Source organism: Nitrobacter sp. (assembly GCF_051535215.1).
Classification (GTDB): Bacteria; Pseudomonadota; Alphaproteobacteria; order Rhizobiales; family Xanthobacteraceae; genus Nitrobacter.
The window spans coordinates 1-19,403 of sequence record NZ_JBPPLY010000005.1 but is presented as its reverse complement, the minus strand read 5'-3'; the positions used below and the strand labels follow the sequence as shown (position 1 = coordinate 19,403).

At 57.5% G+C, this 19,403-nt stretch carries 22 protein-coding genes and 2 tRNA genes; 19 read left to right on the top strand and 5 right to left on the bottom strand.

What is annotated here, in order from left to right; translation table 11 throughout:
• Nucleotides 1-66 precede the first annotated feature (66 nt).
• The 6 genes from ACS3WB_RS07345 (at nt 67) to ACS3WB_RS07320 (ending at nt 5,367) form a co-directional block, all read left to right on the top strand.
• A complete protein-coding gene (locus ACS3WB_RS07345; RefSeq protein WP_438274913.1) occupies nt 67-1,455 on the top strand; it encodes a sigma-54-dependent transcriptional regulator in 1,389 nt (462 codons plus the stop codon).
• Nucleotides 1,434-3,467, top strand: a complete 2,034-nt coding sequence (locus ACS3WB_RS07340) for a sensor histidine kinase (RefSeq protein WP_438274912.1) — start codon at nt 1,434-1,436, stop codon at nt 3,465-3,467. Before ACS3WB_RS07345 ends, ACS3WB_RS07340 begins: the two co-directional genes overlap by 22 nt.
• A 192-nt stretch (nt 3,468-3,659) precedes the next feature.
• On the top strand, nt 3,660-4,079 hold the full coding sequence (locus tag ACS3WB_RS07335) for a thioesterase family protein (RefSeq protein ID WP_438274911.1): 420 nt from the start codon (nt 3,660-3,662) through the stop codon (nt 4,077-4,079).
• Nucleotides 4,080-4,239: 160 nt separating this feature from the next.
• Nucleotides 4,240-4,497, top strand: coding sequence for a DUF2171 domain-containing protein (locus ACS3WB_RS07330; RefSeq protein WP_438275073.1), 258 nt, complete (start codon nt 4,240-4,242; stop codon nt 4,495-4,497).
• A 237-nt stretch (nt 4,498-4,734) separates the two neighbouring features.
• Nucleotides 4,735-4,929: a hypothetical protein gene (locus tag ACS3WB_RS07325; protein WP_438274910.1), complete on the top strand. Its 195-nt coding sequence runs from the start codon at nt 4,735-4,737 to the stop codon at nt 4,927-4,929.
• Nucleotides 4,930-5,157: 228 nt separating this feature from the next.
• Nucleotides 5,158-5,367: a DUF2945 domain-containing protein gene (locus ACS3WB_RS07320; protein ID WP_438274909.1), complete on the top strand. Its 210-nt coding sequence runs from the start codon at nt 5,158-5,160 to the stop codon at nt 5,365-5,367.
• Between the two features lie 387 nt (nt 5,368-5,754).
• Here ACS3WB_RS07320 and ACS3WB_RS07315 read toward each other — a convergent pair whose 3' ends face one another.
• The gene (locus tag ACS3WB_RS07315) at nt 5,755-5,970 is read right to left on the bottom strand and encodes a CsbD family protein (protein ID WP_438275072.1); all 216 of its coding nucleotides are present in this window, start codon (nt 5,968-5,970) and stop codon (nt 5,755-5,757) included.
• A 617-nt stretch (nt 5,971-6,587) separates the two neighbouring features.
• Here ACS3WB_RS07315 and ACS3WB_RS07310 point away from each other — a divergent pair.
• From ACS3WB_RS07310 to ACS3WB_RS07285, 6 genes are all read left to right on the top strand, one after another.
• Nucleotides 6,588-6,662, top strand: a tRNA-Thr gene (locus tag ACS3WB_RS07310).
• Nucleotides 6,663-6,907: 245 nt separating this feature from the next.
• A complete protein-coding gene (locus ACS3WB_RS07305; RefSeq protein WP_438274908.1) occupies nt 6,908-7,093 on the top strand; it encodes a hypothetical protein in 186 nt (61 codons plus the stop codon).
• A 92-nt stretch (nt 7,094-7,185) separates the two neighbouring features.
• Nucleotides 7,186-7,365, top strand: a complete 180-nt coding sequence (locus ACS3WB_RS07300) for a hypothetical protein (RefSeq protein ID WP_438274907.1) — start codon at nt 7,186-7,188, stop codon at nt 7,363-7,365.
• Nucleotides 7,350-7,652 (top strand): hypothetical protein, encoded by a 303-nt coding sequence (locus ACS3WB_RS07295; RefSeq protein ID WP_438274906.1) that lies wholly within the window; start codon nt 7,350-7,352, stop codon nt 7,650-7,652. Before ACS3WB_RS07300 ends, ACS3WB_RS07295 begins: the two co-directional genes overlap by 16 nt.
• Nucleotides 7,653-7,817: 165 nt before the next feature.
• A complete protein-coding gene (locus ACS3WB_RS07290) occupies nt 7,818-8,303 on the top strand; it encodes a hypothetical protein (RefSeq protein ID WP_438274905.1) in 486 nt (161 codons plus the stop codon).
• Between the two features lie 40 nt (nt 8,304-8,343).
• Complete coding sequence (locus tag ACS3WB_RS07285; RefSeq protein ID WP_438274904.1) at nt 8,344-8,877, top strand: hypothetical protein; 534 nt, start codon at nt 8,344-8,346, stop codon at nt 8,875-8,877.
• A gap of 169 nt (nt 8,878-9,046) precedes the next feature.
• On the opposite strand, the gene ACS3WB_RS07280 is transcribed toward ACS3WB_RS07285, so the two are convergent.
• Nucleotides 9,047-9,898: a TrmH family RNA methyltransferase gene (locus ACS3WB_RS07280; RefSeq protein WP_438274903.1), complete on the bottom strand. Its 852-nt coding sequence runs from the start codon at nt 9,896-9,898 to the stop codon at nt 9,047-9,049.
• Between the two features lie 208 nt (nt 9,899-10,106).
• Here ACS3WB_RS07280 and ACS3WB_RS07275 point away from each other — a divergent pair.
• The 4 genes from ACS3WB_RS07275 (at nt 10,107) to ACS3WB_RS07260 (ending at nt 15,556) form a co-directional block, all read left to right on the top strand.
• A tRNA-Tyr gene (locus ACS3WB_RS07275) sits at nt 10,107-10,192 on the top strand.
• 347 nt (nt 10,193-10,539) lie between these two features.
• A complete protein-coding gene (locus tag ACS3WB_RS07270; RefSeq protein WP_438274902.1) occupies nt 10,540-11,031 on the top strand; it encodes a hypothetical protein in 492 nt (163 codons plus the stop codon).
• A 22-nt stretch (nt 11,032-11,053) separates the two neighbouring features.
• Nucleotides 11,054-13,726, top strand: coding sequence for an autotransporter outer membrane beta-barrel domain-containing protein (locus tag ACS3WB_RS07265; RefSeq protein ID WP_438274901.1), 2,673 nt, complete (start codon nt 11,054-11,056; stop codon nt 13,724-13,726).
• Nucleotides 13,727-15,178: 1,452 nt separating this feature from the next.
• Complete coding sequence (locus ACS3WB_RS07260) at nt 15,179-15,556, top strand: GYF domain-containing protein (protein WP_438274900.1); 378 nt, start codon at nt 15,179-15,181, stop codon at nt 15,554-15,556.
• Between the two features lie 683 nt (nt 15,557-16,239).
• Here ACS3WB_RS07260 and ACS3WB_RS07255 read toward each other — a convergent pair.
• Together ACS3WB_RS07255 and ACS3WB_RS07250 are read right to left on the bottom strand one after the other, a co-directional pair.
• Nucleotides 16,240-16,605, bottom strand: coding sequence for a hypothetical protein (locus ACS3WB_RS07255; RefSeq protein WP_438274899.1), 366 nt, complete (start codon nt 16,603-16,605; stop codon nt 16,240-16,242).
• 395 nt (nt 16,606-17,000) lie between these two features.
• Nucleotides 17,001-17,324, bottom strand: coding sequence for a hypothetical protein (locus ACS3WB_RS07250; protein ID WP_438274898.1), 324 nt, complete (start codon nt 17,322-17,324; stop codon nt 17,001-17,003).
• A 143-nt stretch (nt 17,325-17,467) separates the two neighbouring features.
• Here ACS3WB_RS07250 and ACS3WB_RS07245 point away from each other — a divergent pair, with 143 nt between their 5' ends.
• Nucleotides 17,468-17,869 (top strand): MAPEG family protein, encoded by a 402-nt coding sequence (locus tag ACS3WB_RS07245; protein WP_438274897.1) that lies wholly within the window; start codon nt 17,468-17,470, stop codon nt 17,867-17,869.
• A 216-nt stretch (nt 17,870-18,085) separates the two neighbouring features.
• The gene (locus ACS3WB_RS07240; RefSeq protein ID WP_438274896.1) at nt 18,086-18,277 is read left to right on the top strand and encodes a hypothetical protein; all 192 of its coding nucleotides are present in this window, start codon (nt 18,086-18,088) and stop codon (nt 18,275-18,277) included.
• 309 nt (nt 18,278-18,586) lie between these two features.
• Here the strand turns inward: ACS3WB_RS07240 and ACS3WB_RS07235 are convergent, their stop codons facing one another.
• Nucleotides 18,587-18,772, bottom strand: coding sequence for a hypothetical protein (locus tag ACS3WB_RS07235; protein WP_438274895.1), 186 nt, complete (start codon nt 18,770-18,772; stop codon nt 18,587-18,589).
• 276 nt (nt 18,773-19,048) lie between these two features.
• Between ACS3WB_RS07235 and ACS3WB_RS07230 the strand changes: the two genes are divergently transcribed.
• On the top strand, nt 19,049-19,403 hold a 355-nt coding region (locus ACS3WB_RS07230), incomplete at its 3' end, for a hypothetical protein (protein WP_438274894.1).

Below are 19,403 nucleotides of genomic sequence, written 5' to 3'. Positions count from 1 at the left end.
ACGAAGCATACTTACTGGTTGGACCGAAAGGCTTCGCGATAGCGACCAGCGTCGGGAGAAATTCGAATGTCAGTGGATCCAGCCCCCGAAGTCGTTCTACCCACGACTGATCCCGAATTTGGACCGTGGCTCGCTCAGGCTTCGATCCTGGTTGTCGATGACGAGCCGGGTATGCGCAACTTTCTGGTCAAGATCCTGCGACCACGTTGCAAGCTGATTGAGGAGGCCGCGAATGCAAAGGAGGCTTCACGGAAGCTCGATGCGCAACATTTCGATGTCGTCATTCTCGACAACGTAATGCCCGGGAAGACCGGGCTGGAATGGCTTTCCGAACAGCGGTTGATCGGTTTTTTCGCCGACGTAATCCTGATGACGGCCTATGCCGATCTGGACACCGCAATAGAAGCCTTGCGCATCGGGGTCGTCGACTTCGTTATCAAGCCGTTCCGATCCAATCAATTGCTCAACTCCGTGGCGCGCTGTCTTGACCGGACGCGATTGCAGCGCGAGAACTATGTTCTGCGGCACGAACTGAAGTCGGCATCGCATCAGGTCTTTCTTCGCAACAAATTGCTCGGCCAGTCGGCGTCGGTTCAACAAGTACGCGAGACGATCACGCGCGTGGCGCCTTTGCCAACCCCGGTGCTCTTCACGGGCGAGTCGGGGACCGGCAAGGAGGTCGCCGCTCGCTCGCTTCATTCGCTCTCGCTCCGGGCCGATAAGCTTTTCGTGCCGGTCAATTGCGGAGCGATCCCTCCGGACATGATTGAAAGCGAACTGTTTGGCCATTTGAAAGGAGCATTCACCGGCGCCGGCAGAGCGCGCGAGGGGCTGTTCATGTATGCCCAGGGCGGCACCATGTTTCTGGACGAAATCGCCGAACTGCCCTATGTGCTGCAAAGCAAGCTGCTCCGCGTGCTGGAAGACCATCGCGTTCGTCCGGTAGGATCGGAGCGTGAAGTTCCGTTTGATGCTCGTTTCGTTTTCGCGACCAATGCCAACCTGCAAAAGCGCGTCGAGGCGGGCACCTTCAGGGCCGACCTCTATTTCCGCATCAACGTGATGCAGATCAACCTGCCTCCCTTGCGCAACCGCGGCGATGACGTGCAGGAACTCGCCGCGCTCTTCATGCACGAAATTGCGCAACAACTCGGTATGCCGCCCATTCCGATAGACCCCGGAATGAGAGCCGCGCTCGCGCGCTATGAATGGCCCGGCAACATCCGGGAGCTGCGCAATCTGATAGAGCGAGCAGTGATACTTGGCGCTTTTCCCGAGGATTTCGGAAGAACGTCCGATGAAAGCGATCGGGGCGGCCAAAATTTGGCCGAGGTGGAACGACGTCACATCCTGTCCGTGCTCCGCGAGACCGCTGGAGATCGTGAGGAAGCCGCACGCCGGCTTGGCATCTCCCGCAAAACGATCGATCGCAAATGCGCAAGCTGGCAGAGATAGGCTCACGGTTGCCGATCTTTAAGCGCTCGGTCCGTCACCGCCTTCTGGCGATCGCGCTACTGCCGATGCTGGTCATTCTGCCTTTGCTGCTCGGGATCAGCATCTATCGTTGGAACATCAAATTTGATGAAGCGCTCATCTCCAAGGTCAACGACGATTTGACGATCGCGCATCAGTATATGGCGCGCATCGAGGAGAACATAGATGAACAACTCGTCTTCGCAACAAAGTCCGCACGCCTTCAGGAGTTGCTGGGCGGGCAGGGCGTTGCGAGTGACGCCTTCGGAAATCTTCTCGAAGAAATGGCCCAAACACATGGGTTTGATTTTCTCTACGTTGTTACCAATGATGGATATGTAAAAGCCAGCGCGCATCCGATGGCCCAGCCCTCCATCCGCTGGAATTGGCCGGTCATCAGTGCGGCGCTTGAGGGGCGCTCAAAGACCAGCATCGACGTCTTTGAAGCAACGGAGCTTGCCGCGATTTCGCCCGAGTTGTCTCACCGAGCACGTATCAAGCTGGTTCCGACGATCGCCAGCATCCCGACTGCCCGCACCGAGGAAATGCGCGGGTTGGTTCTTCAGTCGGCAAGCCCTTTGGCATTGCCGGACGGAGGCCGCGCCGCGTTGGTTGGCGGCATTCTTTTGAACCAGAATCTCGGCTTCGTCGATACGATCAATGATCTCATCTATCACGGCTCCGGCCTGCCGCGAGGCAGCCAGGGTACTGTTACGCTGTTCCTCGACGATGTTCGCGTCAGCACAAATGTCCGTCTATTCCAGGACCGACGCGCGATCGGGACGCGGGTCTCCGCAGCGGTTCGGGAGGCCGTGCTCGAACGGGGCGGTACGTGGTTTGACAGCGCCTTTGTGGTCAACGACTGGTACATCTCGGGATATGAGCCGATTCTCGACAGCTACAACCGTCGAGTGGGTATGCTCTACGCGGGATTTCTTCAGAGACCCTTCACCGAGGCAAAACGTCAAACACTGCTCGAGATTGCGCTTGCCTTCCTGATCGCAGTCGCGGCGACCGTTCCGTTGTTTTTGAGATGGGCCGCGGGAATTTTCAGACCTCTTGAGCAAATGACCGGAACGATCGCCAGGGTCGAACGCGGCGATCTCGATGCCAGAACCGGGCATGTCGACGATAGAGATGAAATCGGGCAGGTTGCAACTCACTTCGACCGTCTGCTTGACCGGCTTCACGAGCGCGATGCTTGCCTGCGTCAATGGAATGACGAACTTAATCGTCGCGTCGAGGAACGCATGAATGAGCTTCGTTTTGCGAACCGGCAGCTTGAAGAGGCGACCAAGCAGCTCATCATGTCAGAAAAGCTCGCGGCTATTGGTGAAATAACCGCCGGCGTAGCCCATGAGATCAATAATCCGATCGCGGTCATGCAGGGCAACCTCGAAGTGATCCGCAGCCTGATGGGGAGCAACGCCGATGCAGCCAGCACGGAGTTTCGGCTTATCGACGAGCAGTTGCGCCGGATAACCGAAATCGTGACCAGGTTGCTTCAGTTCGCCAAGCCGCAGGAATATGCCGGGCTTGCCGAGCAATACGATGCTGCATCTATCATCACAGACACGCTGCCGCTGATCCAGCATTTGCTTAACAGGACCACCATCACAGTTGAAAAGGAATATCGCGCGTCGCGCCTTATTATGATGAACAGGACCGAACTTCAGCAGGTGCTCGTGAACCTGTTAGTCAATGCCATTCACGCGATGCCGGATAGCGGGCGGCTCATCCTGCGCACGTTCGACCGCGACGAGGGTATGCGCCCTGGCGTCGTTATCGAAGTGGCGGATACAGGTTCGGGTATGGCGTCCAATGTCATGCAACGAATCTTTGATCCGTTCTTTACAACAAAGAGGCGGGAGGGCACGGGGCTTGGCCTCTCGATCAGTCAGATGCTCGTCACCCGGCAGGGTGGGAAAATCTCCGTGGCAAGCGAGCCGGGAAAGGGAACGACGTTTTCTGTCTGGCTACCCGAGGCATCCTGATCTGGACGCGATGGACAATTTGTCTGTTTCATTTCGACAAACTGTCCGCCGCCTCTTGGAAAGAAACTTCACGATGTCCGGTAACATTCTTATTACATCGGCCATTGCAGCCGTCGATCTGATGACATCAGAGGTTTCCACGATTATCTCTAGGATTATGTCGAGGCTTGGTTTAAGGAAGCACTATAAGCGATGTCCATCATACCGCTTGGAACAACGGGAAGCTTCACGCTTGATGTGAAGCCGGAACATCTGGCCAGCCAGGTCAAGAACCCCGCGCTTCCGGATGTACTTGCGACGCCGATCATGATCCTGGTGATGGAGAATGCGGCGCTGAACGCCATTTCACGCTATCTGAAGCCAGAGGAGCGGGCGCTCGGCACCGAGATCGATGTTCGTCATTTCGCGGCAACTCCTGTTGGATTGCGCGTTGTCGCGACTGCCGTCGTCACGAAGGTCGACGGGCGACGCATTGTTTTCGACGTGACCGCGCACGACGAAATCGAGGAGATCGGGAAAGGCACGCATGAGCGCACGATCATCGATCTCCATCGATTGCAACAGCGCCTCGACGCAAAGAGCGCTCGATCGGCTGCTGCCCGGAAGAGCTAAGGCCGCACTCACGCCTTCGGCCGCGCGCGCGGCTTCGAATATCGGCAGAGCGGTTTGACTTGACATTCAATGGCAAGAGCATCGCCGCTATGAATGAGGAAGAGGGGGAGACGTTTGAACGCAAAAGTACGTATACGTAAGAGCAGAGGAGAGCGACATGATGACGAACAGGATCAAGCACAACATGGATGTCATCGGTGCCGACGGCGTTCACGTCGGCACGGTTGATCACGTTGAGGGCAATCGTATCAAGCTCAGGAAGAGCGACAGTTTCGGGTCCCACGAGGGACATCATCATTTCATCGAGATGGGTTTTGTGGCCGGTGTTGAAGGCGACAAGGTCCGTCTTTCTGCGAACGCCGACGTCGCCGTCACTCTGGAGGAAGAGTCGTCCGGCCGACCTGTCAAGTTGGGATGATTTCTCGACGTATTCGCGTTGGCTAGTGTCGCACTCACCTGGGCGGCGTAGAGTAAGGTTTCTGTTGGAGTCGGTTGCCACTTCATGAGGCGATGGACATCCGCAGTCGCGGACAGAATGTTCCGTCATCTTGGGCGGAATTCGTCAGTCTATTGAAATTATATATGCGCCGATTGGCGTGGCGATTGCTTGGTGATCGAAGTAGCCGCGCAGGCTTGAATCCAGGGAGAGCGCTAGATGAATGAATATGATCTCTATATCAATGCCAAGAAGCCGGCCATCGGGCTCTACGTGCCAAAGGGTGCCAGCCTTCCCGATCTCGCCGATAAGAAAGATTGGGTTTTTGATGGCACCGCCGCGCAGGATCTGCTGCCTCCGGAGGTGATTGAAGGGATAAAGGCTGACGGTCACGCGTTCCGGGACATGGATTAGGCTGCCAAACGCGGTCGTCGCGCGCGACGGCATGCCATTCGGCGATATCAACAGCGGCGAGTTTGACGCCTATTTTACAGCCATGTGCCGTCGCCGCGGCGGCGATGTGGAAGCATGGTCGAGTTGCACATGCCGTTCGAATTGTCACCGCAACAGATCGACGGCCAAGCATATCCGTGCAGTTGGAGTAGGACGTTGGAAAAGAGACGTTCTTCTGGGAGAAGTGAGATGACGAAGAGATTCGAGATCGGCGATCACGTGGCCTGGAATTCCGAGGCCGGTCTGGTTTCGGGCACGATCATCGCCGTTCACACCAGCGACTTTGATTACAAAGGTCACACCCATCACGCTTCCGAAGAGGATCCTCAATACGAAATCAAAAGCGACAAAACTGACCATATCGCAGCCCACAAAGGCAGCGCGCTCCATTATGTGTGAAGCCGACAGGCCGAGCCCTTCATCATCGGCCCTCTCACCGCAAAATTGCTGACCGCGCCATACGAACATATCGTGGCTGTGAGTGGTCGTAGAAGAGCGGGGAGCGCGCTTTCGAGACGTCCATGGCTCGTACCGATCGTCGAGCACAAGGACGTTGTTACGTCTTGCTGCATCGATTGAATCGGGAAATGTTAGTCCCGATCATGACGTCCTCATCGTCAGAGCCGGTTCATTGAATTCAAAGATTGTTGCGCAGGCGACCTTGCGCGTCGGCGACTCTGCCGCACATCAGCGTATCCAGCGCATGGCGCGAGGAATGACACCGCTTAGCTAAAAATAAAATGCCCTGCCGAAGCAGGGCAAATTCTTTTCAGGGAGGCCAACTCTTCAATGGGCTCCAAACTCTGTCTTGATCCAATCGTCGACAGCCTTTTTTGACTGCAGTTCGTGATATCCATAAAGCTTTTGCAGCTTCCCTTCGAGCAACTCGCGTTTGCCATCGATCTCATCGAAATCGTTGTCAGTGAGCTTGCCCCATTGCTCTTTAATCTTGCCTTTGAACTGCGCCCAGTTTCCTTTGATCCGGTTATCCCAGTCCGCCATGGGGCTCATACTGTTCATGCTGCTCTCCTCTGGTTGCAAAGAAAAACCTGCAAAGAAAAAAACGTGCAAAGAAAAACGGTCCGAAGGTTTACCTTGTTCCAAGGTGCCGGCTCCGTTGCACGTGCTCGTGAACAAAAGCAATGAGCATGCCAATCAAACCAAACCACATATCAATGGTTTGGCGCGGCGTGTTTGCCAAAGGCGGACAAATTGTCGGCCTGTCATCAGACAATTTGTCTGCGACATCAGTGATAGGATGTGCTTGCTCAAAGCGTCGCGCTCGATGATGACACGGACCTGAGTTGTCGATGACACGAAGGCATGCGTACCGGGCCGCTGAGGACGATCCACAAAAGCAAAAGCCTTAGTCCCTAGATCAGGGTGGGAAGCTTTTACGATGGAATATCAATATGATATAATGACAAGAGATAGCCGGATGGATGATCCATCGCGCATGCAACGATGCCTTGGACCCGTTCGAAATTCTCGGTTGACGAGCGCAGGTGCGCCGCCATAAGCAGGCGCACAGCAGCCGCGGGCCCGCATTCCGCCGCTGTCATCCGCATGGATCTTGGATTATTGCCCGAATAAGCACTGGGTTTCGGTGTTCACTGAGTGCCGGCGTAGCACAGCGGTAGTGCAGCGGTTTTGTAAACCGAAGGTCGGGAGTTCGATCCTCTCCGCCGGCACCATTGCCCTTCAGCGTTAGGCTGGGATCTCTTTCGACATCCTCGGCAGTCCAACCTCGGCTGTCCGGAGGGCGCCGGCGGAAGCCGCCGAGCGCTGGATCCTACGCTTGCCCGCAAACTTGCGGCCGTCCGTCTGGTTTCGTCGTGACCGGATTGTGTGACCCAGATCACGGCGGTGCCATGGGTTGCTGAACTACACAGGTGTCACGGAGGGAATGGTTCTTCCGAGGCACAAACGGAGATCAGCAATGACAAGCGGAATGCGGGGCCTCACGATCGATGAACTGGATTCAGTCAGCGGCGGCGCGGTCCATACAGAGGTCCGGAAAACGACGTTAATCGGGATCGAAGGCAAGGGAATTCTGGCGATCGGGACCGTCAGCATCGATGGTGGACCGGCGCTGCCGTCCGCGGAATGGATCCCGCTGAAATAAGAAATCCTAGCTTCATCCCCACACCGATCAAAACCCACAAAGATCAGCAGACGGGACGACTATGTCCGTCGCGAACTTCAAGGAGATTTACAATGACGAATTCCGACATGCGCGAATTGACGATGAACGAACTCGATGCAGTCAGCGGCGGAGAGGTCATGGCGCAGGGTACGGTCATCAAGATTTCGATGGACAAGGGCACGCTTACCGTCGGCTATATCAGCACCGACGGCGGCCCGACCCTGCCATATGCGAAATGGCAGCCGAAGTAAGGCCGTGGCTACGAGACGCTGAAAGCCTCGACCCCAACCGGGCCGAGGCTTTTGTGCACCGAGGCTTTCATGTGCGATTCGGCCTCGCTCAAAATCGTAAACGACTTCTGAATCCCCACAGGCTTGCCGGAAAAATATCGACCGGGACTCAAGCGATGGAATCGCCTGATGGTCCGGTCATGGACACGATGTCGACACCGGCGACCGACGGCCTGCAGCTCGCGCTTGCCATCGCATTATTTGCGGCCTGTTCGGTGAATTTGGTTCTGCTCAGCTTCTGGCTGTAGCAGGAACCCCGACTCGTCCGCCCCGTTAACATTTCGATAGTGGAATGCTTCGCAATTGATTGCCGGCGCAGGCTTGCACATTAGGCTTACCGGCAGTTTCGGCGGCGGCTTTAACCCTTGCCGACATCGGTTCGATTAGGGTCGGCGAGAAACCGGACTCTTGTAATGCGTATTGGATCTGGACTTGCGCTGGCTCTTCTGATCGGAACGTCGTTGCCCGCTCACGCCGACAGCGGGCCGGTGATCGTGATTCCCGGCCGTCCCGGCGTTCCGATCATGATCAACGGCATCGACGCCTCCTATGCGGTCGTCGAAGGCGACTGGGGGCTCGCCCGAAGGATTCACGTGCAGCCCACGGTGTACGGCGGACGCTACATCGATCCCGAGCCGCACGTCGGTCATTATTATCCGAGCCTCGGTCAGCGGCCCGGTTACGGTCGCCTCGAAATCGAACCTCCGGCGAACCGCAAGCTGCCGCCGCGCGCCGAAAGTTTTCATCAGTCCTGGTCGGCGCGCTCCGACCCGACGCCTGCGCAGTCCGATATTCCGCAGACGCCTCCTGCGATCATTCTCGCACCCGAGATCGGACCCACGGGTCCGGCGCAGGACTTTCAGCACCGGATTCCGCCGTTTCGAAAGCCCGGACCGTAGAATCAATTTCAAGAAAAACAAGCAAAGCAGGAGAGAGTAAATGCGTCAGATGATTTCAGGATTGGTTGCGGCCGCTGCCCTGATGGCCGCGAGCGCCGCGCCGGCGATGGCGTGCGGTGGTTTATTCACGAGCGGAGGATGTTCGCCGTGCAGCCCATGTGCGCAAGGCTATTATCCAGGCTATTACGGCGCGGGCTACGGCATCGCCGCCTACGAACGTCTGCCGTCTCCAACGCAGTATTATTATGTCAATCAGGGACCAGCCTTCAGCGGCCCGGGCAACTTCGCACCGGTGCCGACCTATCAGGAAGCTGCCGTTTCCGGATGGAACGCCTACAGCCGTCCTTATTATTACCCCTACGACGGCGGTCGTTACGCCCACGCCATGCACCACTATTATGACGGTGCGCCCGTGACCGGCCCGGTCGTGTACAGCTATCGTTGGCCTCACGCCCACCGTGGCCATCGCCACAGCTTTCGGTACGGCCATGCCGTACACCATCATGGCCATGTCCACGGTCCGCGGCATCATCACCACGGCCATCATCATCCGGCGGCGTCCCATCACCACTGATCGGCCCGCTTCTTAAAGAGACGCCCGTTCGCAATTGCATCCGCGAGCGGGCGTTTTTTTGTGCCGTCAGAGCCTTTCCGCTTCTGATGGAATCAGAAGCGCGGCTCCATGATTTTGATTTGACGCGTTTTCTTCACGCGAATCGGTATCCACTTCGCTCGAAAATGCTCTAGCGCATCAGACCGAGACGGCTGGCGCCGATATAGAGCGCCAGCACCGCCGCGTTCGAGACGTTGAGGCTCTTGATGTCGCCGGGCATGTCGAGACGCGCGACCGCGCTGCATGTTTCGCGCGTCAATTGCCGCAGACCCTTGCCTTCGGCACCGAGCACCAGCGCCAGCGGTTGCCGCAACGGGACGGCGGCGAGATCCTCGCCCCCGGCGCTGTCGAGGCCGACGGTCATGAAGCCGCGGTCGTTCAGTTCGCTCAGCGCCCGCGCCAGGTTCTGCACCAGCACGAGCGGCACAAGTTCCAGTGCGCCGGAGGCGGATTTCGCCAGCACGCCGGTGGCCTCGGGACTGTGGCGCGCCGTGGTGACGATCGCCTTTACCGCAAACGCCGCCGCCGACCGCATGATCGCGCCGACGTTGTGCGGATCGGTGATCTGGTCGAGCACCAGCACGATGCCTTCCTGCGCCAGCGTGTCGATATCCGGCGAGGGCAGGGGGTCTGCTTCGGCGAGCAGCCCCTGATGCACCGCGTCGGGGCCGAGGCGCTGGTCGATCGTAGCTGGACGCACGATCTCGGGTATAATCCGCGTGTCGATGTTTTCATCCGTGAGCCGCCGCGCTGCGTTCTCGGTGAGCAGCAGCTTTCGGATGGTCCGCCGGGGATTGGCCAGCGCGGCTGTCACCGTGTGCCAGCCGTAAAGGATCGCCGGGCTGTTGGCGCCGGCGTCGCGGCCATTCCGTGCCGAGCCCCGTCCGGGGAAGCGCTGCCGGTCGCCGGTCTTTCCGGCGCGGCTGTCCTTCCCTGGCCGGGAATCCCGCCGGAATCGCGGTCCTCGATCACGATCGCTCATGCGTGCTTGTCTCACGGGCCTGAAACAATGGCAATTTCCACCGTTGGATGCGTGGAAGTCCGCAATCCTCGCCGCTCTCGGTTGACTTTGCCGGGCCGCTTCGCCCATAAACGCGCGCAACCGTAGGCCCGGTATCCGGGCAGGTGCCTTCAATGTCATCCGCGGTCGGTTCGGCCACCTTTCAGTGGGTGACATGCGATGGCGTTGCGGGGGAGTGTCCCGAGTGGCAAAGGGAGCTGACTGTAAATCAGCCGCCTCATGGCTTCGTAGGTTCGAGTCCTACCTCCCCCACCATATTAATTCCATTGCACAAAATTCGTTTTCTGTTTTCAAAAAAGTGCGCCTTCGCCCCGTATTTTCGGTTGAGGGGTAACAAGCTGGGCAACAGTGTCTCTGGTTTTGTCGAGTGCGGTCTAATGCCGCACGTTGCGTGATTAAGGCTGCTCGCACCTTTTGGGCAGGTCGCTGACGATCGCTCGCAGAGGAATCATGCACGCGAGATTCGTGCGGGCAGGGGCGATCGCCGGAAGGGCTTTTTTCGAAAGGTAAAGCCCGAGCGTTGTTTTGGCCTCTACGCTGGGGCTTATTATCCGTTGGAAGGGCTAGGTTGACGTTTCTATGCGGGACAATGAGCGGTGATTATGCAGGACCAGGCGGGAGCGCTCGGGGCGGAAGCTCTTTCGGGAAAGGTCGACGATGCTTCCATAGCAGTTCTGATGAAAGCGCTCGATAATCAGGAGCTAAAGGGCCGGCTGACCGAAAAAGATCGCCGATGGCGCGGTGCGATGCTTTCCCGGTCATCAGATTACCCGGACGCTTCGTCGAATATTTCCACCCTGATAGAGCGTTGGGAAAGGCTACAGGGCGAAGGCGATTCCACACGGAGAGTCCGCCATCTAAGAAACAAAAAGCTTGGACATGTCACGATAGGGTGCAAGAGCGAGGTGTCAGCTTCGCCAACGGTGGGGTATCGGGATGGGCACGGATCGGTGGTCGGTATTTTCGCATTGGTGCCCGGTACTGTTGGCGTCCTCGGCGCTAACGCGGCAAGCCATTCGACTTCTGCCGAAAATGCCATACGTAAATCAAGGCTTTGTCGGAGGATCGACGCGAATACGATCAAGGTGGTGTGAAATCGTGTGGAGCAGAACGGTCTTGACCAGATTATCGCCCACAACCGCCATCGGAGTGGTGATCAGTGTGATGTGGCTGCCGTTTGCCGATGAAGCAACGGCGCAGACCGCCACGTGGATCGGCGGCACGTCCAGCGATTACCATACCGACTCCAACTGGAGCCCCGCCGCCGTCCCCAACTCAACAGCCATAGACCTCCAGTTCGGTCCCGCGGCGTTAAACACGACGATATCGGCGCTCGCGGGAAGCAACGCAGCCGCCTTTGTATTTGAGGCTGGCGCTCCGTCCTTTGTCTTTAACATCGGTCCGGCGCCCACCGGCTTCGGATTACATGATGCGGGGATCGTCAACAATTCCGGTTTGGTCCAGACCATCAACATGGTGAGCGCTGGCCTGATAATGAATAACAACGCCTCGATGGGCGGGAATATCGTCGTGAATCTGACGGGTACGGGTCAGATCGACCTTAAGGACACCTCGTCCGGAGGTCTGGCGGCATTCAATCTGAATGGTAGCGGCGGCGTTCTCATCGACGGCAACAACCATGCCGTGTCCATGGGATCATTGAGCGGAACAGGTTTTCGGGTTCAGTTCAGTGGACAGAATCAATCGCTGACCATCGGCGGCAACAATCAGTCGACGAGTTACTCAGGCCAGCTTTGGGAGACAAGCTCCGGCGCCAATGCATCATTGATCAAGGTCGGCACCGGCACACTTACACTGTCCGGCATCACCAACTATAGCGGAGGGACGACAATATCCGGCGGCACGCTGTCGGTGTCGAGCAACGGCCGTCTCGGCGCATCCTCAGGCGCATTGACCCTCAACGGCGGCGCGCTGCAAGTGACGGGAACGACCTTCAATTCAACCTCGCGCAGCATAACCCTGGGGAGCCTTGGAGGCGGCATCGATATTGCCAACGCCGCAAATAACTTGACGATAATGCAAGGCATCACCGGTCCGGGCGGCCTGACCAAGACCGGCGCGGGGACGCTGAGGCTTGCGGGCAACAGCATATATTCCGGCGCAACGACGGTGAACGCCGGCACGCTCTCGGTCAACGGCTCGATCGCATCGTCGTCGCTGACGACGGTGGAGGCCGGAGCGACGCTGGGCGGCAACGGCACGGTCGGCAACACCATGATCAATGGCGGCACGCTGTCGCCGGGCAATTCGATCGGCGCATTGACGGTGGCGGGCAATCTGGTGCTGACAGCCGCCTCGACCTACATGGTCGAAGTCTCGCCAACAGCGTCAGACTTCACTCATGTGACCGGTTCGGCGACGCTGGGTGGCGCGACGGTCGCGGCGCAGTTCGCTCCCGGCACCTACGTCGGAAAGCGCTACACCATTCTCACCGCCGACGGCGGCGTCAGCGGCACATTCTCAGGCCCGGTGAACACCAATCTGCCGACCAACTTCAACACCACGCTCGCCTATGACGGCAGCAACGCCTATCTCGATCTGAACTTGAATTTTGTTATGCCCAGCGGCCTCAATCGCAATCAACAAGCGGTTGCGACCACGCTGACCAACTTCTTCAACAGCACTGGCGGGATTCCGCTGGCGTTCGGCGCGCTGTCACGGCAGGGGTTGACGCAGGTTTCCGGCGAACTTGCCACCGGTACCCAGCAGGCCACCTTCAACGCAATGGGCCTGTTCATGGGGGTGATGACCGACCCGTTCATGGCCGGACGCGGCGGCGATGGTGCGTCAGTCATTCCGACGGCCTATGCGGACGATACCAGCGCACTCGGCTATGCCGCCGATGGCAAGAGGCGCAGCGCTTCCGAGCGCGATGCCTATGCCGCGATTTATCGCAAGGCGGCTCCGCCGGCACCAACCTTCGGTCAAGGCTGGAATGTTTGGGCGGCGGGCTTCGGTGGTTCGCAGACCACCGATGGCAACAGCGTTGTCGGCTCTAACACCGCGACCAGCAGTGTTTATGGTGGCGCCGTCGGCGCCGATTACCGGATATCGCCGGATACGCTGGTCGGCTTTGCAATGGCCGGCGGCGGAACCCAATTCCGCGTCGACAACGGCTTCGGTACGGGGCGCTCCGATCTGTTCCAGGTCGGTGTCAACGCACGTCACCGTATCGGCAATGCCTATCTCAGCGGTGCTCTGGCCTATGGCTGGCAGGACATCACCACCGATCGCACCGTGACGGCGAATGGGATCGAGCGGTTGCGTGCGAATTTCAACGCCAATGCTTTCTCCGGGCGGCTCGAAGGCGGCTATCGCATTGCCACCTCATGGCTGGGCATCACGCCCTATGCCGCGGGGCAGTTCACCAGCTACGACCTGCCGGCCTATGCCGAGCAGAGCATTGCCGGCGGCAATCTGTTCGCGCTCAGCTACGCGGCGAAGAATGCAACCGCATCCCGCTCCGAACTCGGCGTGCGTACCGACAAGTCGTTCGCGCTCAACGATGCCATCCTGACATTGCGCGGCCGCGCGGCGTGGGCTCACAACTTCGATACCGATCGCTCGATCGCGGCGACGTTCCAGTCGTTGCCGGGCGCGTCATTTGTTGTCAACGGCGCAGCGCAAGCACGCGATGCCGCATTGGTCACGGCTGCCGCTGAGATGACGTGGGCCAATGGCTTCGCAGCCGCTGCCACCTTCGAAGGCGAGTTCTCCAACACGACCGAAAGCTACGCAGGCAAGGGGGTGTTAAAGTACTCTTGGTGAGCGGTCAGTTCGCATTCGCATCATCCGAACACCCGGGCAGTCCACCGTTTCTAATGCACGCCCAATAGGCCCACGGCACGACATACGGTCCGGCCCAAACACCACGGGCCGCGCGCTCTGCTTCCTTCTGAGCGCCTGCATACTTGCCGCGTGAATACGTGTCGCCGTCGAGGCTCGTAATCATGCCGGGCAGGCGTCAAGAACTTTTGCGCGTCCGCAATCCGAATTACGGTTCCGGCGATTTCGAGCGCGTTAGCCGGCTTTCATGAGGTTGCGGATCACGGGTTGGCCGCGCTCGCGCCAGCCACAGCACCAATCGTCACCTGTATGGGCGTAGCATTTTCTTTCTGCAGAGAGCAGAAAAAACCGCGCCATTCACTTTGGTGTATGGCGCGGGAAAGTCCTGGGAAACGTTAGCGACCTGGACCGGTCACCGACAGCCGCCTCGCGGCTGAATACGAACGAAAGAGGAGCAACTCATTCGTCGTATTCGTTTGTATATATCGTAATATTCGTAAGACGTACAGCTAAATTTCCGGTCGGCCATGACACATGCCAGCGGCGTAGACATCTTAAACCTGTTACGATATATTCATATGGAAATAGCGTATGGAGCGTCAAAATGGTCAACCCCGATGTCTGCAAATCTGCCCTTACAGAACTCGCGGATGATGCTGACGAGAAGATTAGCCCGTCTCCACATGGGCCTGAGCGATACGCGCTCCTGAAAGCAATCTGGCAGGCTGATAACGCTATAATACTTGAGAAGTGGGTCAATTCACCGGGATTGCAGCCGCCGAAGTGAACCCCGTTAGCTTTGCCTATGTGCTGGTGCGCTCAAATCGTCACCGCCGCTACCAGGCCGCGGGGCTCCATAGGAATCTGCCTTCACTGCGTTCTCAGCTGGACGGGTCTGCAGCCAACTCCCCACGAGAGCTCTGGATAGGTTGCGGTCTCCCGCCGGGGCCCGCCGGTGACCCACATTGCCGGCGGGTTTTTACTGCGCACCGCCTGCGTTTCGCCTGAATTTAGCCCCGCCGCTGCAGGCAGCATTCATCGGGACGGGCTTTTGCAATCCCCCTTATCCCGATACCCAACCCGTCGTTGCACTCCGCACCGGCAGGTTTGGCGGCCAAACGGCAGTTCACGCAAGGACTACGCCAACGCCCGCGATTGATTAGCGACAATGACGTACTTCCCGCGCGAAGTTTTGCGAGCACGCGCTGTCACATGTTGTGTCAGACGAAACAGAAGCGGCCTACCGGCGTTCAGACGCTCTGGCGAAGCTTGAGCGGCCGATGAAGGACTGGTCGGCTTACCTTCTGGGGTGTTATGCGGATTTGCCAAAGACGCAACGAAGTGGCCGGTTGCAATATACACTGATTGGTCGGTTGCCGTGAATGTTCTCTGGCTCTAAAGTTCCCGCATAAACAGTTCTAGTTGAGTATAGTCATGGAAGATTTTGAGGATGTTTTCTACGTCGTTTATATTGTTTTCTGTTTTTTCGCATCATGCGCGGCTATCCTTGCATACCAAAAGTCAGGCGCAAGAAAATCGCCAGTAAAAAAAGCCGATGCGACAATGGGCGGGGCAATGGGGCTCGTCGGGCGACTCGAGAATGCAGGTACTCCTCATAATCAGGACCCCCAGGCATCTTGGTATTGTGCCGTGGGAAATAACCAAACGGGACCGTTTACTCTAGTTCAATTGAGACACGTTCTCTCTCGCTTTGCATCAGACGAACTTTACGTCTGGAATGTCGAGATGGAGGATTGGAAACGTCCGTACGAGATACCGGAACTGACCGTTCTACCGACGTGGGCTCACTGATAAGAACCCGCATCATCGGAACACCCGGGCCGTCCACCGTTTCTAATGCACGCTCGATCTCTTTGAGTATCGACGCCAATCGAATGCGAAGCCATTGCCCACACGCCATGTCGCAACGTCTTCGCCATCAATTAAGCCAACCCGCGACCGTACGCTCCCGGCCGACGCTCTCGCAGCTAACCGACCTGCCCGCGATATGCTCGTCAAGTGCGTTCGCGGCTTTCGCACCACAACGATATTGCAGGCTATCGTCACCTCGACAAGTTCGGAGGACTTGGGCGCATCTATGCCAGATAGGCGAATGCGCTGCCCATGGATTTTGTCACCGTCAACGACGGATGCGTGGCGACGATGGCAAGAGCGGACGACGAAAGAAATACGGCGAGCGCAGCCATCAAGAGAGGCTTTTTGATCTTGAGTCACCACTTGATCCTTGGTTTTATCGTCGCGCATCTTTGCGCTACAACAAGGCATTCATGAAAAGACGCGGGTATTGTTGATTTAATCGGCGCTATTTTTTCGTTCCGTGGCGCTGGTGATGGGCCGCCAAGGTGCTTTTCAACGCTTTGGCGGTCTTTTCCTTGGCTGTTGCTATCGTCCTGCCGGTCGTCGTCCAAACCGACACATATCAACCGGCTCGCGTAGCCGCAGCAAGCCTTTCGGCCGATCCGGTCTCAGCCGCCTCAAGCCGTTACGTAGACGATGAGCACGACAAAGCCGCTGATCGCGAGCGTGGCGTGAATGCCGATCAGCGTGCCCGAGAGCCGCCGCTTGCGAAGGCGGGCTGAAAAGAGGGCAAGGCCGACGACGGCTGCCAGCCCGATCAGCACGGCTGCAATCATGCCGAACGAGCCGGCCCCCTGATCGAGCCCACGAGGCGGCCCACGCAAGGCGAGACCGAGACAGCCGAGACCGCTGATGGCGATCAGTCCGTGCAATGCCGCCAGCCGCCAGGACGGCGCTGCGGCGCCTTCACGCATATACATAACCGCAAGCACGGAGCCCAGCAGCACGGCAATTCCGAGGATGGTGAAAGCGATGATCAGCACTGGCTCAACCCTTAGTTTCCTGCGGAGAGTATATCGCGTTCCTTGCTGGTTTTGTCTCAATGATAATTGTTGGCGGCGCTTCCGATAGGTTATCGCAAGGACAGGGGAGGCCCGTGATTGCGAACGCGCTCGGCGTCAATCCGAACTTTGGCCGGTGTTACCAATGGCAGTCGTTCTGGCTGTTGAAGTATTCGGTTCGCGAAGTCGTGGCCGATAAAAATCAATTTTCAGTGGCAGTCATCGGACGGACAAGCTGACAACGATTCGTCTGCCGTGGCGTGATCGGAAGATCATCCAACGAGCCGGCTGGGTTACGGCCCTAGTGATCGTGTTCGCCTTCATGGTGGTAGCGATGCGTTGAGCTAAACGGCGCGATATGACACCTAATCGCGTCTCTAAGCATCCGTCCCATCTTCCGTCGATAAAAGTTTATAACCCGCAAGGTCGCGTCGATCCGCCTCATCAATATCTTGAAACGTGATACCGTTATACCCACCGTTAGATATTGCAGATCGAACGTCATCAACCGAGTAACCAAGGGCTTCCGCAATATCCTCGAACATATATTGCTGCGTGGTATCGGGATTGTTGGCAACGAGCCTATTTAGATAGGCGGCTACCTTACGAGCGGTTGCGTTGTATTCCCGATTTTTTTGGGCCGCCCTTTCTTGCGAACCGCGATACTTCTTTAGGTTTGGCCTTAAGGGAAAACGAGGCATGACAACCGAACGCACCTGCTAAATAGTAGTCGCGAAGAGCGCAGACACTATCAATGCGCAGGTTGCACGCAACACGTTCAAGTTTAGAATGCATCTTAGCGGTGGCCTAAAGTGGTGATCTCCAGCCGGTAGCGGAGCCTCAATTGACCAGCACAGCCTTTGCTTTGATCGGCTTCATAGCGTGGACTGTGACGCTGTTGGTACTCATGGAAACGGTCCGGACCTGCCTGGTCGTCGCAGGCAAGGTGCCTGCGAACGGGTTCACGCCTGACAATGGCAATTTGTCGCCATTTATGCAGCGTCTAGCTCGTGCCCATGCCAACTGTATCGAAGGGCTACCGGTATTCGGAGGTCTGCTGATCGTTGCGATTATCCTGGGAAAGACAGCGGCTACCGACGGTTTGGCGCTATGGTTCCTGGCGGCGCGTATTGCTCAATCGATCATTCATCTAATTTCGATGAGCGTCGTAGCAGTGAGCGCTCGTTTTGCCTTTTTCGCCGTTCAGATGGCGATTGGCGTCTATTGGATCGTTGCTCTGATATAGAACTGATCTGTGGCTTTCAGTCCCTTTTGGTCGGGTACCATCCTGAAGGAGCCTCATCGCCCGCCATGCCCGGCGGTTTTTTTTGACGGAACTCTTATCCCGTTCCCCCGCATTGCCTCACTGGCTGCAAGTTTTCCTCTGGCTAGGAACCTCTCTCATCTCACCGCGTAGTACTCAGCTCGATGGTATTCGCCATTCGCTGACAAGGAGAGTTCAATGTCAAATCCGAATGAGAAGGTAGACCACAGTGCGAACGCACCGCTGAAGTCCGACATGAAGGCCGGCGTACAGCCCAATCAGCAGCCGGGCGTAAAGATTCCAAAGCAGGACGATCAGAAGAAGTCCGACGAAGATAGGCCCAATAAAGGTCAGGGCAATGAAAACACCGAGTATAGCGGCGGCACCTGATGAAGCCGTCACCGCCTTACGGTGGACTTCCCGCGCGCGATGACATTTCACTCAACCTTGGCCCGCCGAATTGGCGGGCCTTGTCTCGCGGTCACAACGGCAACGCCGCTCCGCTCCATAGATTAACCGAGCGGACGGGCCGTGCCCCCATGCTCGTCTACACCAGACCCGCCAGTGAGAGGGCGGCAAGTGCTCGCGAATCTTGCAGAGCGCATCCGTGGAGAATGCAACTCGCAGCAGAGGTCGATAATCGAAGTCGCCGCCAGCCCCTTTACGAGCGCTGACGGCTTCCTCGGCACTTTTCGCGCGCTACGGAATGATGTCACTCCTGCCCGGTGGAACGTGCTTGATGCTCTCGCCGCTCTTCTTTTCCTTTTCGGAAAGATGCTTATCCGCCTCGTCCGTTAGTTCTTGCATACTCTTGCCGAGCGTCTTCTTCGGATCCTCCTTCGGCTGTCCGGCAGGAGGAAAGTTCGTGCTGCTATCGTTGCCCATCTGCATCTCCTTTTGCTGATAAGGAGACAACGGTACGCTCCGCAATGCGTTCCTCGGGAACCTCCATTCCATTGTTACGGAGACTTCACGTCTGAGCCCTTATGTTACCCGCTCTAACCGCCATCTCAATCAATCGGCCGCGGCTCAATCAGGTGTTGGCCGGATTGGTAACTTTGAAGCTGAGAAAGAGACGGGATCCGGTGGCGCTCGTGCGTCGTTCGCGCTAAATCCTATATGGCCCTATGGCCCCAGTCCCCTGGCAATGTGAGGGATATAATGGCCTTCAGAGTCTTGATGCGATCGTTAGGCGGTGCGGTGTATGAAAAAACGTTTGAAGACTCAGCCAGCGCGCATCATTGGGCTGCCGAAGGACAGCCGTTCTTTCGCGATAAAGTCATAAGCTATGAGGTTTTTGAAGACGGCAAGCTGATCGAGGCGAAGCGAAGCGCAACAGCGGACCAAGAAGAAGAGGAGCTTCGGCAATATTCCGCGCTAGCGGTCACGGTGATCACGTTCGTGATCCTCGATTTGATCGTCATTGCGGTTGTGGGGGATTGGGGTCTCGTGTGGGGATGGATTCCAACAGGACTGATCGGGTTGATAGTTGGCAATCAAGTTCGCTCGGTAAGAT

Bases quoted from the DNA above. Each gene is read 5' to 3' on its own strand.
- ACS3WB_RS07345 (WP_438274913.1), top strand. From the start codon at position 67: ATGTCAGTGGATCCAGCCCCCGAAGTCGTTCTACCCACGACTGATCCC.
- ACS3WB_RS07340 (WP_438274912.1), top strand. From the start codon at position 1,434: ATGCGCAAGCTGGCAGAGATAGGCTCACGGTTGCCGATCTTTAAGCGC.
- ACS3WB_RS07335 (WP_438274911.1), top strand. From the start codon at position 3,660: ATGTCCATCATACCGCTTGGAACAACGGGAAGCTTCACGCTTGATGTG.
- ACS3WB_RS07330 (WP_438275073.1), top strand. From the start codon at position 4,240: ATGACGAACAGGATCAAGCACAACATGGATGTCATCGGTGCCGACGGC.
- ACS3WB_RS07325 (WP_438274910.1), top strand. From the start codon at position 4,735: ATGAATGAATATGATCTCTATATCAATGCCAAGAAGCCGGCCATCGGG.
- ACS3WB_RS07320 (WP_438274909.1), top strand. From the start codon at position 5,158: ATGACGAAGAGATTCGAGATCGGCGATCACGTGGCCTGGAATTCCGAG.
- ACS3WB_RS07315 (WP_438275072.1), bottom strand. From the start codon at position 5,970: ATGGCGGACTGGGATAACCGGATCAAAGGAAACTGGGCGCAGTTCAAA.
- ACS3WB_RS07305 (WP_438274908.1), top strand. From the start codon at position 6,908: ATGACAAGCGGAATGCGGGGCCTCACGATCGATGAACTGGATTCAGTC.
- ACS3WB_RS07300 (WP_438274907.1), top strand. From the start codon at position 7,186: ATGACGAATTCCGACATGCGCGAATTGACGATGAACGAACTCGATGCA.
- ACS3WB_RS07295 (WP_438274906.1), top strand. From the start codon at position 7,350: ATGGCAGCCGAAGTAAGGCCGTGGCTACGAGACGCTGAAAGCCTCGAC.
- ACS3WB_RS07290 (WP_438274905.1), top strand. From the start codon at position 7,818: ATGCGTATTGGATCTGGACTTGCGCTGGCTCTTCTGATCGGAACGTCG.
- ACS3WB_RS07285 (WP_438274904.1), top strand. From the start codon at position 8,344: ATGCGTCAGATGATTTCAGGATTGGTTGCGGCCGCTGCCCTGATGGCC.
- ACS3WB_RS07280 (WP_438274903.1), bottom strand. From the start codon at position 9,898: ATGAGCGATCGTGATCGAGGACCGCGATTCCGGCGGGATTCCCGGCCA.
- ACS3WB_RS07270 (WP_438274902.1), top strand. From the start codon at position 10,540: ATGCAGGACCAGGCGGGAGCGCTCGGGGCGGAAGCTCTTTCGGGAAAG.
- ACS3WB_RS07260 (WP_438274900.1), top strand. From the start codon at position 15,179: ATGGAAGATTTTGAGGATGTTTTCTACGTCGTTTATATTGTTTTCTGT.
- ACS3WB_RS07250 (WP_438274898.1), bottom strand. From the start codon at position 17,324: ATGCCTCGTTTTCCCTTAAGGCCAAACCTAAAGAAGTATCGCGGTTCG.
- ACS3WB_RS07240 (WP_438274896.1), top strand. From the start codon at position 18,086: ATGTCAAATCCGAATGAGAAGGTAGACCACAGTGCGAACGCACCGCTG.
- ACS3WB_RS07235 (WP_438274895.1), bottom strand. From the start codon at position 18,772: ATGGGCAACGATAGCAGCACGAACTTTCCTCCTGCCGGACAGCCGAAG.